The organism is Glutamicibacter sp. AGC46 (genome assembly GCF_053543715.1).
The window spans coordinates 67173-82117 of the sequence record NZ_JBLVOJ010000002.1; the positions used below are offsets into that span (position 1 = coordinate 67173).

Below are 14945 nucleotides of genomic sequence, written 5' to 3' on the forward strand. Positions count from 1 at the left end.
GGTTTAGTTGGCGAGCTTGGTTGTAATCTGCGCATCCTCCGAATTCCAGGATGGAAGACGGATAATGCGAAGCAGCCAAGTCATTCACTTCACGTCTAGAAGGGGGCTCGCGTCAACCGAGGTGGTACGACATTCACAAACTTCTAACGGGTACTTCGCGAATTACTTTGGAACTACATTGCCTAGCCTACGTGTTTGGTGACGACAAATGAATAACTTTGAACCAATTAATCAGAAATTTGGTTAAGCGGTGAGCCGAGTTCACCGAAATGCCGGTTTGATGACGCGGAATACGACCACGGCAGCGATCAGGGACAACGCCGCGGCGATGCCGGAAGTCAGCAGGACTCCGTGGTCGAAGGCCATGGCTGCGGAGCCCAGCAGCGCTTGCGCATCGGCGGCACTCAAATCGGCGGCGACCTGGTGCGCTCCGCCCAAGGTCTCGCCGGCAGTTTGCAGCTGGGCATCGGTCAGCGAGCCGGGCGCGAGCAACCGCGAGGTGTAGACCGTATTCAGGATGGTACCCAGCACTGCAATGCCCAGTACCGAGCCTACTTCGTAGGCGGTTTCCGAGATCGCCGATGCCGCGCCGGCCTTGGAAGCCGGGACTGCGGAGAGCACCATGTCATTGGACAAGGTCTCGGTCATGCCGATTCCCGTACCGAGGACAGCAAACGCGGTCATGAGCAGGAAGGAATTGGATCCCTCCCCGGCCAGGATCACCAGCAGGTAGGCGACCGCGGAGAGGATCAGGCCGATGGCCATGATGTTCGGCGTGCCGAAACGGCGCGAGAGCGCCACCGAGAGCAATCCGAAGCCCATGGTCAGCACCAGGCCCGGAGTCATCCACAGTCCCGCCACCAGCGGGGAGAATCCTGCAATGAGCTGCAGATGCTGGGAGACGAAGTAGATGAAGCCCACCAGCGAGAAGATGCCGATCAGGTTGACCATCAACGCGCCAGAGAACAGTGCGTTGCTGAACAAGCGGACATCGAGCATCGGCTGTTCGGCCTTGAGTTGCCGGCGTACGAAAGCCGCACCGCAAACAATGGCCAGGACGATGGCCGCGGCCGAGAAGTACCACGGGGCAGTTACCGCGGTCTTGATGGCGTAGACAAATGGCAAGAGGGTGAAGACCACCAGCAGGATCGAGAACGGATCCACGCGGCCCGGGTTCGGGTCCTTGGATTCGGGAACAAGGATCATGCCGCCGATCAGCAGGGGCAGGAGCATTGGCACGGCCATCAGGAAGACCGAGCCCCACCAGAAGTGCTCGAGCAGCACGCCGCCGACAATGGGGCCAAGCACAGCACCGCCGGAGAAGGCCGCCGCCCACACCGCAATGGCGGTCCGGCGTTCGGTATCATCCGGGAAGATGTTGCGGATCAAGGACAACGTGGCCGGCATGAGCATTGCGCCGAAGACGCCAAGCAGGGCACGGGCTGCCACCAGCTGGGTGGCATCCGTGGCGAAAGCGGCGAGGGCGGAAACCAGTGCGAAGCCGGTCGCGCCGATCAGCAGCAGCTTGCGCCGGCCGATGCGGTCGCCCAGTGATCCCATGGGGACCAGCAGCCCGGCCAGGATCAGCGGGTAGATGTCGATAATCCACAGCAGCTGGTTCCCCGAGGGGGACAGGGCTCCGGTGATTGCCGGGACCGCGAAGGAGAGCACGGTGTTGTCGACGGAAATGAGCAGGACAGGGAACAGCAGGACCACCAGTGCCGCCCAACGGCGCGGCTTGCTGAGCACTGTAACGCGTTCGGAGATATTCGAGGTCATGACGTTCGCCCTTGGGTAGGTAGTGGAATGCGCGGAGATTTGCCCGCAATTGTTAACTGTACCGTCTAGACGGTATAGTTACAATTGTTGGTAAAGTCAGATCGATCACGAACTACACCTTGGAACGGAGAACTATGGCTCGCCCACCTGCTGCCCGCGGCAAAGTGCTTGACGCCTATATCGCGCTCTTGTGCGAAGAGGGGGAGCGGGCAGCCACGCTGGATGCCACGGCCGCACGCGCCGGAGTCTCCAAGGGCGGGCTGCTCTACCACTTCGCCTCCAAGGATGCGCTGGCGGACGCGGTCATCGAGGCCGCGGAGGAACATGTTGCCCGTGATGTCGAGGGGATGCGCACCTCGGCGGAAGGGGCGTCCGTTTATTACGTGCGCACCAGCGCGGAAGTCGATACCGAATTGGATCGGCACCTGGTGGCCCTGCAACGCCTGGCCCAGGCCGGGGTCAAAGCCGCGACGGAAAAAATCGAGAGCACCAATGAGCGCTGGTACCGGTGCATTCTGGATGAAGTCGGCAGCAAGGACATCGCGCATCTGGTGATGCTCGCCGGCGAGGGGCTCTACGCGAACCTGGCCCTGCCCGGGACTTGGTACGAACGCAATTTTGATGGCGAGCTCAATCGCTTACTAGAGTTGGTCTCGAGAATAAAAAAGTTGGGAAACCTCAACGAATAGCGAGCAGGTAGAAATCAATGAAGAACAAGAGCGTTGCTTCTCCAATCAGAGGACGAGTTGGAGCGCTGCTTGGCATCCTGCTGCTGGCACTGTCCCTGCGCGCCGCAGTGGTGTCAGTTTCCCCGTTGCTCTCCCGCATTGAAGCGGATATCGCGTTCACCGAGTTCACCACCGGCCTGCTGGCGATGCTCGCGCCCATTGCTTTCGCAGTCTTCGGCCTGCTCACTCCGCGGTTGATCAAGGCTTTCGGCCTGGAAAAAACCCTGATGATCTCGCTGGGCCTAGCTGTCATCGGCCAGGTCGCGCGGATCTTCATGCCCGAGGTCTATTCCTTCCTCGCCCTGTCCATCATCACCTTGGCTGGCTACGGCATGGGCAATGTGGTGCTGCCGCCGTTGGTCAAGAAGTACTTCCCGGACCGTATCGGCATGGTCACCAGCGGCTACGTCACGATGCTGGCCATCGGCACCTGGATGGCCCCTCAGTTCTCTGTTCCACTGGCCAATCTCAGCGACTGGAAGATCTCCATTGGTTCCTGGGCCGCCCTGTCGGGCATCGTGCTGGTGCCATGGCTGGTGCAGCTGGTTGCCGACCGCGGGACACAGCGCCCGGATAATCCCGTCCACGCCAGCGGGCATCCGCAGCCTATCGCCAAGATCAACCCCTGGAAGTCCAAGGTGGCTTGGGGCCTGGCAATTTTCCTGGCCGGCAACTCGGCGCAGACCTACGTCTACTTCACCTGGCTTCCGCCCTACCTGCAGAACCGCGGCCTCGACGAAATGGCAGCTGGCAACATGCTGGCGCTCTTCGCGATCCTCGGCCTGCCGGTCAGCCTGCTGGTTCCGCTCTGGGTGCCTCGGCTGAAGCACCCGATCATTGCAGTCCTGGTCTTCACCTCGTGCTGGATTGCCGGGCACCTCGGCATCTACCTGTCGCCAACGCAGAACACTGCGTTGTGGATCTGCCTGGCCGGACTCGGGCAGGGCACCTTCGCCATTGCGCTGCTGATGATGAACCTGCGCTCGCGCACAACCTACGGTTCAGGCGTGCTCTCGGGCTTCGCCCAGGGCCTTGGCTATGCCGGTGCCGCGGTGGTTCCCATGCTCTTCGGCGTGGTGCAGAAAGCCACCGATTCATGGGGTGCGGCCTTTTCGATGCTCGGCGGCTGCGTCATCGTGATGCTGGTCGGCGCGATCATCATCAACCCGCCGCGCACCATCGAAGATGATTCTCCAGGCACCGAGGACCTGGGCAAGCTCGAGCGCATCGACTAGAAGTGGTGCTGCGGACCCTCGCTGGACGGTGGCGTGGGGCGGGAGCGATGCCAATGGCCCGCGGCCAACGGGACCGACCAGCCGAAGCGGATGGAAGCCACGCGGATGGCAAAAGCCAAGGCGGCAATGCCGGCGCCCACCGGAACGTTCATCAGCCCCAGATGCCAGGCCACGGCGGTGAGCGCGGCACCCACCATGGCGGCCAACGCGTAGATATCGCGCGGGTTGAACAAATCAGGGGTGACGTTGGAAATGACATCGCGCATCAAGCCGCCGCCTACGCTGGTGATGACACCAAGCAGGACCGCGGTGACCGGATTGAAGTCGTGTTCCAGGGCCTTGAGCGTACCGGTGACGCAGAACAGGCCCAGGCCTGCCGCGTCGAATAGCTGGACCAGGCGGTGCAGCTTCTGCACCGCGGGGGTAATCGCGTAGACGCACAGCGCCGCGAGCACCGGAGGCACAAAGTAGACCGGATGCGCGAAAGTCGCCGGGGACTGATTGAGAATCAAATCCCGCACCACTCCGCCGCCCAGACCGCAGACCCCGCCGAGGAAGGCCGAACCGAGCAGATCGAAGCCACGGCGCGCGGCCATCAATGAACCCGCGACGGCGAAGAAGAAAATGCCAATGAGCTCGATCAGGATGTACATTCCGGGCCTTTTGCAGGTCAATCAGTGGGTCAAGGCTCAATTATTGCTCACCGGCGATCTCAGCCAAGAATCTTGGCGAGCTTGACCAAGGTGTTGTGGTTACGGGTCGTCACAATGCGTTGCTTTGCCTGTGCGGCCATGAGCTTCCCGATGGGATTCGCGGTGCTTTCGCCCTTGCGGACAATCCACGCTACGGCACGGCCCTGGACCAGGTAGGCTCCTGGCTCAGCGAGTCCCTGGATAGCGGCGCCCACCGCTTGGGCATCCTCAGCCGATTCGCAGAGCGTGAAGTAGCGATGGTGTTCGCTGGCCGGATCAGGCAAGGGCAGCGGGAAGGGCTGGGACAGCTGCTGGATTTCCGCGACGGTGCAGACAAGCGTGGGAATCGGCCGCTGGTAGTGCCCGGCCAGAACCGCATTGCAGTGCTCCTGGACTTCCAACGGATCAGAACTGGATGCGCTGAGCACCGCATTGCCGCTGGCCAAAAGGGTTTTCACGTCGGTGAAACCTGCAGCGAGAAGCAGCTGGGCCAGGTCCTTCATCAGGACCTTGACCCCACCGACATTCACCCCACGCAGGAATACGGCGTATCTAGTCATGGATCAATCCAAGCGCATCGGATTGATGCTTGTCGAGGGTCGTTATGAGTCATAAAGATCGCTAGGATCAAGAATATGCCTACGCACTTACCCTTTGGATCATGGCCATCATCGATTTCCGCGCATGACGTCGCTGCCGGAACCAAGCCGCTGGGCGGAGCCTGCTTCTTCTCGGACAAGCTCATTGTCCAGGAAGGCCGTCCTGCCGAAGGCGGGCGCATCACGCTGATGGAGTACGGCACCGACGGCACTGCCGGTGCAGAGCTCATCCAGGCACCATTCAACGTGCGCTCCCGGGTCCACGAATACGGCGGCTCCAGCTGGATGCTCATCGAGGGCGGCACCCCGGCCATTGTCTTTGCGAACTTCGCTGACCAGCGGGTTTACCGGCAAACTGTCGGGGAGCACGATGCCGCGGCCCTGACCCCCGCCAGCGTAGCCGACGCAGACCCGCAGCTGCGCTTCGCCGAATTCACCCCGGGTCCAGAAGGCAGCATCCTGGCCATCATGGAAGACCTGCGGGCAGAACCGGTACGCCACATCGTGCAAATCCCACTGGACGGCAGCGCAGCCGAGGACCCGGGCAAGATCCGCATCCTCAGCGCCCCGGCGCGATTCGTTGCAGCGCCACGGCTGAACCCCGCGGGAACCCGGCTGTCCTGGATCAGCTGGGAACATCCGAATATGCCGTGGGACTCCACCGAGCTGCACCTGGCTGACTTCACCGAAGACGGCGTACTGGAGGACACCGTCATCGCCGGTGGAGCAGAAGTCTCGGTCATGCAACCGGAATGGCTCGATGATGACCAGTTGGCTTTCATCTCCGATGCCAGCGGCTGGTGGAACCCCTACCTCTACCAGGACAGCTCGGCACGCACCACCCGGCTGGTTGACCGTGCCGCAGAATTCGCCGGCCCGCTCTGGCAGGTGGGCACACGATGGTACCTGGCAGAAAGCGCCCGCACCCTGCTGTGCTCCTACGGCACCGGCACCACCAAGCTGGCACGCCTGCACGCGGACACCGGGGGATTGGAAGAACTCGCGCTGCCATTCACCGGCATCCGCCCGTTCGCGCTGCGTGACGGGTGGCTGCTCGCTGGCACGTCATCGATGACCCAGGGCGAAGAAATTACCTTGATCAATCTCGACACCTTGGAACACCACCCGGTGACCCGTGCGATTGCGCAGCTGCCGGATCCAGCGGTGCTTCCGGAGGTTGAAGAGTTCGAGTGCAAGAACCTCGCCGGCCAGTCCGTCCACGCGTTGCTCTACCGGCCTTCCCAGGAAGGTTTCGCAGGAATGGAGGGCGAACTGCCGCCCTTCGTCACCTTCGTGCACGGCGGGCCGACCAGCCAGGCTTCCCCGACGCTCAGTGCCACGGTTGCCTATTACACCTCGCGCGGGATCGGGGTAGTCGACGTGAACTACGGCGGCTCCACCGGCTATGGCCGCGAATACCGCAACCGCCTGCGCGGCGCCTGGGGTGTAGTCGATGTTGCCGATACCGTCGCCGTGGTCAACGCGCTGGTAGCGCAGGGCATTGCCGACCCCGCACGCATCGGCATCGAAGGCGGCAGTGCCGGCGGGTGGACCGTGCTGTGCGCGCTGACCTTCTCCAATGCCTTCACCGCGGGCGTCAGCCGCTACGGTGTTTCGGATCTGGTGGGCCTGGTGCAGGACACCCACGACTTCGAATCGCAGTACATGTTCACGTTGGTCGGACCGTATCCGGAAGCTGCTGATCTGTACGAGAAGCGCGCGCCAATCAACCACGTGGCGAAGATTTCCTGCCCCGTATTGCTGTTGCAGGGGGATGAAGACAAGGTGGTGCCGCCGGCGCAGTCCCAGATCGTGGCGGACGCCCTGGCCGAACGCGGCATTGCCCATGCCTACATTCTCTTCGAAGGAGAACAGCACGGGTTCAGGAAGTCGGAGAACATCATCAAGGCGTTGGAAAGCTCATTGGCCTTCTACGCGCAGATCTTCGAATTCCAGTCGGACGTTCCGACGATCGTGCTGTCCTAGGACAGATCAGGACCTGGATCCGGGGCCTGCCAGGAATCCCGCAAGCGATCCATTTCGCGGCGGTCCTTCTTGGTGGGCCGGCCGGCGCCGCGTTCGCGGATCGGTACCTGGGGAATGACCAGGCGTTCGCGCGGCGGGGTGTGGTCGATGTAGCATTTTGCGGCAACTGGCGCGCCGACGCGCTTGGAGATCAGCCCGCTGACTTCCAGCTCGCGGTCGAAACCGTCTTTGCGCACACGGATGCGATCACCGGAGACAACGGTTTGCGACGCCTTCACCGGATCGCCGTTCAAGCGAACATGTCCGGCACGGCAGGCAGTGGTCGCGGACGAACGAGTCTTGTAGATGCGTACTGACCACAGCCACGCATCGAGACGTACTTTGCCGCTTCTTGGAATTTCGACCATGGGAAAATTCTAGATCAGCAGGTGGCTAGTGCCGCTGAAGCTGCTAAACCGTAGCCTCGTCGCAAATCCCGATCAGGCGCTGCTGCAGCGCTTCGGGTGCTTGGTCTCCTGAATTTGCGAGCTCCTGGAGCACATCGACCAAGTCTTGCGGCAGGCCACCGCCCTGGACCGACTTCACAATGGACGAGAGGACACGAAGTTCGCTAGCGTCAATGGTGCCGTCCTGGACCGGTGCGCAGGCCTGGCGCACGATTTCCTTGGACGCTGCATCGGTCAGCTGGTTAGCCGCGTCGGCCGCGGTGTCTTCAACAAATGCGCATCCGGTGCTCAATAGCGCCATACACGAAATCGCAACGAGTGCTGTTGCCTTTCGAACTTTCTCAATCCCCATAACAATAAATCATAGCCATGGAGATTGAGTTTCTGCTGAATGCCAACCGAGTCGATCATCTGAAGATCGGATGGCATGATGCACAATGGATCGGTGACTAGCGAGCAGAAGAACACCGCAAATGACAGCGCAACGGGGCAGCAAATCATTGCCCAACTGGCCCGGGAACTCTCCGAGGAATCCGCGGTAGCCCCCTGGCAGATCAAGGCAGCGATCGAGCTCCTGGACTCCGGATCCACCGTTCCCTTTATTGCCCGTTACCGCAAAGAGGTTACCGGCATGCTTAGCGACAGCCAGCTGCGCCTGCTCGAAGAACGGTTGCGCTACCTGCGTGAATTGGAAGACCGCCGCGCAGCTGTACGGGAAGCCATCGCCGAAGCCGGCAAGCTGACCGACCAGCTTGCCGAAGCGATTCGCGCCGCTAGCACCAAGGCGGAACTCGAAGACCTGTACTTGCCATTCAAATCCAAGCGCCGCACCAAGGCCCAGATTGCCCGCGAGGCTGGCCTGGAACCCTTGGCCGATCTGCTGCTCGCGGACCCAATGACGGATCCGGTGCAGGCAGCTGCCGACTACCTGAACCCGGATGCAGGATTTGCCACCGACGCAGATGCGCTTTCCGGCGCGCGTTCCATCGTGACCGAGCGCGTATCCCAGGATGTCGTTCTCGCCGGTGAACTGCGCGAACGCCTGTGGAACACCGGCAAGATCGGTGCCAGCGTCGCCTCGGGCGCCACCGCAGAGGGCCAGGGAAAGTACTCCGATTACCTGGACTATGTGGCACCACCTGATCGCTTGCCATCACACCGGGTCCTGGCCCTGCTGCGCGGTGAACGCGAAGGCGTGCTGAATCTGCAGCTCGCTGAAGCTGATCCACGCGACGAGCGTGCCTTGGACGAAGCACGCAGCGCCTACGAGAACGCTATCGCCTCCTCCCTGGGGCTGAACGTTCCCACCGGTGCGCCGGCTGCCAAATGGATTGCGCAGACTGTGCGTTTGGCGTGGAAAGCCCGCCTGCTGACCCGCTTTGAATCAGACCTGCGCTCGCGCTTGTTCGAGGCCGCTGAAGACGAATCGGTGAAGATTTTCGCGGCGAACCTGCGCGATGTGCTGCTGGCGGCGCCGGCCGGGAACAAGGCCGTGCTGGGCTTGGACCCGGGCCTGCGCACCGGTGTGAAGGTTGCAGTGGTGGACCTGACCGGCCAATCGGTGGAAACGGCAACGATCTATCCCCATGCGCCAGCCAATAAATGGAATGAATCGATCGCGGTACTGGCCAAGCTAGCCCAGAAGCACGGCACCACGCTGATTGCGGTAGGCAATGGCACAGCGGGGCGCGAAACAGACCGACTAGCTGCCGAGGTCATCAAGGTGCTTGGCGGCGAGGGCGTCAGCAAGGTCATCGTCTCGGAAGCCGGCGCTTCGGTCTACTCGGCCTCCGAGCTGGCAAGCCAGGAATTGCCGGATATGGATGTGTCGCTGCGCGGCGCGGTATCGATCGCCCGCCGCTTGCAGGACCCGCTGGCCGAGCTGGTGAAGATCGATCCGAAGTCCATCGGCGTGGGCCAATACCAGCACGATGTCACTGCCTCGAAGCTGGACCGCGCGCTGGATGCGGTGGTCGAGGACTGCGTGAATGCCGTAGGCGTCGATGTGAATACCGCATCCCCTGCCTTGCTGGCCCGAGTAGCCGGCGTGGGGCCGCTGCTGAGCCGCAATATCGTGGATCACCGTAACGCCAACGGCCCTTTCGCTACCCGCAAGGATCTGCTGAAGGTACCGCGTCTGGGAGCCAAGGCCTTTGAACAGTGCGCGGGCTTCTTGCGCATTACCGGTGGCAAGGAGAAACTCGATGCTTCCTCGGTGCACCCCGAAGCTTATGTCCTGGCCAAGACCCTGCAGAGCAGCGCTGAGGCGCAGGGCCGCCGGCTTGAAGAGCTGAACCCGCAGGACTTCGCCACGGACCAGTTTGGCGAGCCAACCATTCGTGACGTGATTGCCGAGTTGCGCCGTCCTGCCCGCGACCCCCGTGGCGAGTTCGTGACGGCCACGCTCAAGGAAGGCGTCGAGACCATCAAGGACGTCAAGCCGGGGATGGTCATGGAAGGCACCGTCTCCAACGTTGCGGCCTTCGGTGCGTTCGTGGACCTGGGCGTCCACCAGGACGGCCTGATCCACGTCTCGGCCATGAGCAGCAAGTTCATTTCGGATCCTCGCGAAGTGGTCAGCTCCGGCCAGATTGTCAAGGTCAAGGTGCTGGAAGTGGATACCGTGCGCAAGCGCATTTCGCTGACTCTGCGACTGGATGACGAACTGCCTGCTGCTGGCGCGGAGGCCAGGAATTCCGGGCCAGGCGAACGCAAGGGACCGGGAGCTGGCCGTTCGGCGCGCCCGGGCCAGAACCGCACTGGGCAGAGCCGCACTGGGCAGAACCGCAAAGCCGAGCCCGCGCAGGGCAAACCGGCTGCACCGGGCAACACCGCGATGGCCGAGGCGCTGCGCAGAGCAGGACTGGGCAAGTAGGTTAGCATCGTATCGGCATGCCTAAGTTAGGTTAGTATCGGCTACATTAACTCGATCCCAACTTGGGATGATTCCCTAATTCAGGTTTGACTAAGTGAGTCCGAACTTCGGTGACAAGGTGGCAAAACAGGTTTAGTCTGATGACATGGAACTTACAGGAAAACTGGCAGAAGCCTTCAGCACCCAGGTAACTCTCGAACTAACCGCAGCAACGGTTTACCGTCAGCTGGCAGTTGAAATGGACGTATTGAGCCTTCCCGGCATTGCTGGCTGGTTCCGTGCCCAGGCCGGCGAGGAAATCGTGCACGCGGAAAAGTTCATGACCCACATGACCGACCGCTCGGCCCACCCGAAGATTGGCGAGCAGCCTGCCCCGACTGTGAATGTGAACAGCGTTGCAGATGCCTTCGCGGCTTCCTTGGCTCACGAGCAGAAGGTCTCCGGAGCGATTCGCGAGCTGTACCGTTTGGCACAGACCGAGGGCGACATCGACTCCCTGCCGCTGCTGCACTGGTTCATCGATGAGCAGGTTGAAGAGGAAGCCACCGTTGGTGAAATCCTGGATCGGGTCAGGATGATCGGCAACGATGGAAGCGGCCTGCTGCGACTGGATGCAGAGCTCGGCTCGCGTTCTTCCGCATCCTAGGAGGCGGCGAAGCACGCATCTTCTAAAAATGGAATAAACTTAGGGAAGCAACCGGTGGTTGCTTCCCTAAGTTTTTTCATTTGAGGTGGTTGTGAACCAGGTGGGCTATCCACATCAGTCGGCTCGGACGTCGTCCATTGCCAATACCCACCGGACGACTGCCTCGCTCAAGCTGCGCAAGGGCGCCGGCCGCCACTACGTAGTGCAGAGCCATTTGGAGCACGGCACAGAGCTGGTCCTGATTGAGGTCAACGGCTCGTGGGCGCATGTTCTCGTGCACCAGATCTACGGTTGGCTGCCGAATATCTATCTTGAAGCGATCCCGGCGGTCTTTGACGAGCCGGTAGTTGCCGAAGACGATGACGAGCTGGCCGAGCCAGTTCTTTCACGCTATTCATTGATCGAAGCCACCCATGCGACGACGGCAACGTTGAATCTGCGCAAGGGCAGCGGCACTGGGTATCCGGTGCTCAAGGTCATTGACCAGGGGTCCAAGGTCCGCTCGATGCTCCAGCAGGGATTGTGGTCCCAGGTGCAGTGCGGCAAATTGCTGGGCTGGGTTCCCAGCATGTACCTGCAGGAGATTCCCTCCCGTCCAGCCAAGGGCGGGCTGATCGCCGTCCCCAACCAGCGGGCACTGACCACCATCGGACTGAACGCGAGACGCGGTCCTGGCGACCATTACTCGCTGGTGCGGATTCTTCCGGCCGACACGGCCGTGGTCATCGTTGCGCGCCAGGGCGCGTGGCGGCAGATTGACCGTGACGGCGAAGAAATGTGGATCCCTGCCAGTCAGCTTCGCACGGTGTACTGACCAGATTCGATTCTGTTTCAGGCGATCTGCAGATCTGCAGACGAAACCAATCCGGATTCTGTCGCCACTACTGCCAGCTGCACACGATTGGTGACGCTCAGTTCCTCCATGATGCGCGCCAAGTGGAGCTTCACCGAGCCTTCGGAGATGTGTGCGATACGGGCGATCTGAGAATTGGTGAGCCCGGCCGCGACCAGGCGCACCAGGCTCCGATCGCGGTCGCTGAGCTTGCGCACGACGGATTGCTGGCCTGAGCGGCGCACGATTTTCGCGGTCGATTCCCAGCCGTCCGACGGCTGGGCAAAAAGTTGGTAGCCTGCAGCGAGCATGCGCAGTGCGCTGGGCAGTTCCGCGCTGATGGAGCTTTTCGAGATCAGCCCCGAGCTGCCAGCATCGTAGGCCTTGGCGATATCGTCCCGCTGGTATCGGGTAGCCAACACCACGATCTTGGTATTTGGTGCACTCTCGGAGATTTCGCGGATCGAGGAGAACAGATCCGTCCCATTCAGCGACGATTCCAGGATGACGAGGTCCGGCTCCAGCTCGGCTGCAGCTTGAACGGCCTCGGACATGCAATCCGAAACATGCTCGATCACCATGTCGCTGGCCTCGGCTAAGACGCCAGCAATCCCGGCCCGTGAGAAATGGTCACTATCAGCCAGATGAATACGGATATGAGACATACAAGAATCCTCCATCACTACGAACTGGAATTGTCCTGGCCAATCCTTCCTAACCCGTTCTGAGGCGGGGAAAGCTAGCAGGTGATTCACAGTCTATGGCCAACTAGTCAAATCCCTTGGCTTGACAGATAGCATTGCAAGGTTGTTGTCATATTGTTACATCACTGTTTGGGTAAATTTTCATGTCAGTGGTTGTAAGTGCATTATTTCCTCAAATGGCAGGAAGTTAAATTACTGTTCAGTATTACCTGCTGGCCATCGAATCTGACCGTGTGGCCAAGAAGTTTGACCTGAGTATGCAAAGAAATGGCTGAAAGAAACCTGTGAGTCGGGGTTCGTCCAGCATAGGGTCAAATAGGAGCTCTTTGGGGTTCCCTAGATCACAACCAACTTTTGGAGGATAGTGGTGCAAGCAAATAATTTGCCACCTAAGAATGGCAAGAAACCGCGTGCCGCACGCCGCGTTCTTGCAGGGGCAGTCGTTGCCAGCCTATTCGTGGCTCCTACCGTAACTGCCGCATACGCGGCACCTGCTGACGGCTCTGAAGCCCTGGGTCGCGTACTGGATCTGAACTTGCTGGACATTCCTGTTGCTGACGCTGGTTTTGCCTATGCTGGCAATCCAAGCGCGCCGGGCCCAGTTCATAATCCACTAAACGTTGAAGCTTTGGGTGCTCTGAACCTCAACTTGGGTACAGGACTCAGCAACGTGCCATTGATCAACGGTGACGGCACTGGACTTCTGACCTTGGGTGAAGCTGGAGTTCTTAGCTCGTACGCCGAAACCCCGAGTGTGACTAGCGCGAAGGCGGGAGCAGGCGCAGTCAGTGCTGATGGAACCATCGGTCTCGACGGCACTAACTCGGGCGATATGACTGCGAACGTCGACTTGACCCGATTGCTTGGTCAACTCGGTGTAGACGGATTGACCGACCAGATTGTCGACGAAGCATCGTTGGAGATCGGCGCGTTGGGCTCAACCGCTGACAAGACCGACGGCACCTTGGATACGCAATACCTAGTCGCAGGCGCGTCTGCCACCGTTAGCAGCCCTGCAGTCGAGGGCTTGACTAGCGCGCTAGGCGCCGTTGTCGATGATCTTGGTACGACACTCAACACTGGTTTGTCGACTGAAGGTGTACTGGGCACCATTACTTCTGGCCTTGAAGCAATTGATATCGATCTGCGCCCTCTCGCGCGTATCGGTGTCACAGATTCAACGGTTGCCCTTAATGGTATTGACGCGGCTTTGTCGCAAGTCAAGAACGACGTACTGACTGGCGTCGTCACTTCTGATACTGGGCTGGTAACCATTGATCTCGGGTCAGGCGACATTAGCGTTGACCTTTCAAAGATCACTACTGGCGGACTCAATGGTAAGCCTGCAAATTATGAAGTGCTAAGCACCACGGCAGTTCAGGAAATTGCAGATGAGATCACTCTTGCACTTTCGAATTTAGTAACGGATCTTCGCGACAGTATGGTTGCGGCGCTTGACCAAATCGACATCGTGGTAAATCTTGGCCTAGAAGCGCGTTTGCTACTTCCCCTGGCATCAGGTACCGCAACCGTAGAAGGAAGCGTTGCTAGCTTCTTGGGATTAGTTGAAGACCAGCCGACGACGAACGTCGATCTGACTCTGGCGGGACTCGACCTCGGAGCCCTTATTACTCCTTTGGCCACTGGTGTAGTGGATGTCGTGGGCAGTGCCTTGGGTACCTTGGTCAATCCGGTAATTGACGGACTGCCTGGCGTCATCACCGGAATCGTCAATGGCGTAACGGATCCTCTGGAACCAGTAGTTGAAGGGGTTCTCAACGAGATCGTTGAGATCACCGTCAATGAGCAGGGAACCACTGTAATCGACGATCCGGATAGCGAGCAGGATTCTACGGAGGCTGGCGACTACGTTGCTGCGCTTTCGGTGACGCTGCTGCCTGCAATGGGTGATAGTGCAAACAAGATCTCGTTTGCACGTTCCGAAGTACGAGCTGCGGATGAAGCATCAGTCATCATCACTTCCCCGGAAAATGGTGCACAGATTCCGGAAGGCGAAGTCGTTACCGTTGAAGGTTCTGCTCAACCAGGCAAGACCATCACCGTAACGCTAGATGATTTGACCGAGGAAGCCATCGTTGGCGAAGACGGGACTTGGACCGTCGAGTTTGAAGGCGTGACTCCCGGTGAAAAGACTGCAGTAGCGACTGACGGCGACGATGATGCGAATTCTACGGACGAAGTCACTTTCGAAGTAGTTGCCGCAGCGGTTGATGCTGACGCTACCGATGCAGTTGATGCTGACGCTACCGATGCAGTTGATGCTGACGCTACCGATGCTGATGCCGTTGATGCTGACGCTACCGATGCTGATGCCGTTGATGCTGACGCTACCGATGCTGATGCCGTTGATGCTGACGCTACCGATGCCGTTGATGCTGACGCTACCGATGCAGTTGATGCTG

At 60.2% G+C, this 14945-nt stretch carries 13 protein-coding genes; 7 read left to right on the forward strand and 6 right to left on the reverse strand.

Annotated elements, in window-relative coordinates:
• Positions 1–261 precede the first annotated feature (261 nt).
• Positions 262–1779 carry an MFS transporter gene (locus ACNPM8_RS00660; protein ID WP_332594916.1) on the reverse strand — a complete coding sequence of 506 codons (1518 nt, stop codon included), beginning with the start codon at positions 1777–1779 and terminating at the stop codon, positions 262–264.
• Between the two features lie 134 nt (positions 1780–1913).
• On the opposite strand from ACNPM8_RS00660, the gene ACNPM8_RS00665 reads away from it, so the two are divergent.
• The gene (locus ACNPM8_RS00665; protein ID WP_105658857.1) at positions 1914–2468 is read left to right on the forward strand and encodes a TetR/AcrR family transcriptional regulator; all 555 of its coding nucleotides are present in this window, start codon (positions 1914–1916) and stop codon (positions 2466–2468) included.
• Positions 2469–2485: 17 nt separating this feature from the next.
• Positions 2486–3742 carry an MFS transporter gene (locus ACNPM8_RS00670; RefSeq protein WP_332594915.1) on the forward strand — a complete coding sequence of 419 codons (1257 nt, stop codon included), beginning with the start codon at positions 2486–2488 and terminating at the stop codon, positions 3740–3742.
• Here the strand turns inward: ACNPM8_RS00670 and ACNPM8_RS00675 are convergent.
• Both ACNPM8_RS00675 and ACNPM8_RS00680 read right to left on the reverse strand, forming a co-directional pair.
• Positions 3739–4395 carry a trimeric intracellular cation channel family protein gene (locus ACNPM8_RS00675; protein WP_448939030.1) on the reverse strand — a complete coding sequence of 219 codons (657 nt, stop codon included), beginning with the start codon at positions 4393–4395 and terminating at the stop codon, positions 3739–3741. The two genes, ACNPM8_RS00670 and ACNPM8_RS00675, sit on opposite strands and share 4 nt — an antisense overlap.
• 59 nt (positions 4396–4454) lie before the next feature.
• Positions 4455–4994 (reverse strand): DUF1697 domain-containing protein, encoded by a 540-nt coding sequence (locus ACNPM8_RS00680; protein WP_332487973.1) that lies wholly within the window; start codon positions 4992–4994, stop codon positions 4455–4457.
• 75 nt (positions 4995–5069) lie between these two features.
• Between ACNPM8_RS00680 and ACNPM8_RS00685 the strand changes: the two genes are divergently transcribed.
• The gene (locus ACNPM8_RS00685) at positions 5070–7019 is read left to right on the forward strand and encodes a prolyl oligopeptidase family serine peptidase (RefSeq protein WP_448939031.1); all 1950 of its coding nucleotides are present in this window, start codon (positions 5070–5072) and stop codon (positions 7017–7019) included.
• On the opposite strand, the gene ACNPM8_RS00690 is transcribed toward ACNPM8_RS00685, so the two are convergent.
• Together ACNPM8_RS00690 and ACNPM8_RS00695 are read right to left on the reverse strand one after the other, a co-directional pair.
• Complete coding sequence (locus ACNPM8_RS00690) at positions 7016–7426, reverse strand: RNA-binding S4 domain-containing protein (protein ID WP_133834871.1); 411 nt, start codon at positions 7424–7426, stop codon at positions 7016–7018. The genes ACNPM8_RS00685 and ACNPM8_RS00690 overlap by 4 nt on opposite strands.
• A 43-nt stretch (positions 7427–7469) precedes the next feature.
• Positions 7470–7766 (reverse strand): hypothetical protein, encoded by a 297-nt coding sequence (locus tag ACNPM8_RS00695; protein ID WP_286172318.1) that lies wholly within the window; start codon positions 7764–7766, stop codon positions 7470–7472.
• 129 nt (positions 7767–7895) lie between these two features.
• Between ACNPM8_RS00695 and ACNPM8_RS00700 the strand changes: the two genes are divergently transcribed.
• From ACNPM8_RS00700 to ACNPM8_RS00710, 3 genes are all read left to right on the forward strand, one after another.
• Positions 7896–10340, forward strand: coding sequence for a Tex family protein (locus ACNPM8_RS00700; RefSeq protein ID WP_448939033.1), 2445 nt, complete (start codon positions 7896–7898; stop codon positions 10338–10340).
• 145 nt (positions 10341–10485) lie between these two features.
• Positions 10486–10986, forward strand: coding sequence for a ferritin (locus ACNPM8_RS00705; RefSeq protein WP_133834868.1), 501 nt, complete (start codon positions 10486–10488; stop codon positions 10984–10986).
• Between the two features lie 100 nt (positions 10987–11086).
• Positions 11087–11800 carry an SH3 domain-containing protein gene (locus ACNPM8_RS00710; RefSeq protein WP_133834867.1) on the forward strand — a complete coding sequence of 238 codons (714 nt, stop codon included), beginning with the start codon at positions 11087–11089 and terminating at the stop codon, positions 11798–11800.
• Positions 11801–11817: 17 nt separating this feature from the next.
• On the opposite strand, the gene ACNPM8_RS00715 is transcribed toward ACNPM8_RS00710, so the two are convergent.
• A complete protein-coding gene (locus tag ACNPM8_RS00715; protein WP_166650865.1) occupies positions 11818–12483 on the reverse strand; it encodes a LuxR C-terminal-related transcriptional regulator in 666 nt (221 codons plus the stop codon).
• Positions 12484–12889: 406 nt separating this feature from the next.
• On the opposite strand from ACNPM8_RS00715, the gene ACNPM8_RS00720 reads away from it, so the two are divergent.
• Positions 12890–14945: choice-of-anchor G family protein (locus tag ACNPM8_RS00720; protein ID WP_448939032.1), on the forward strand; the 2056-nt coding region annotated here is incomplete at its 3' end.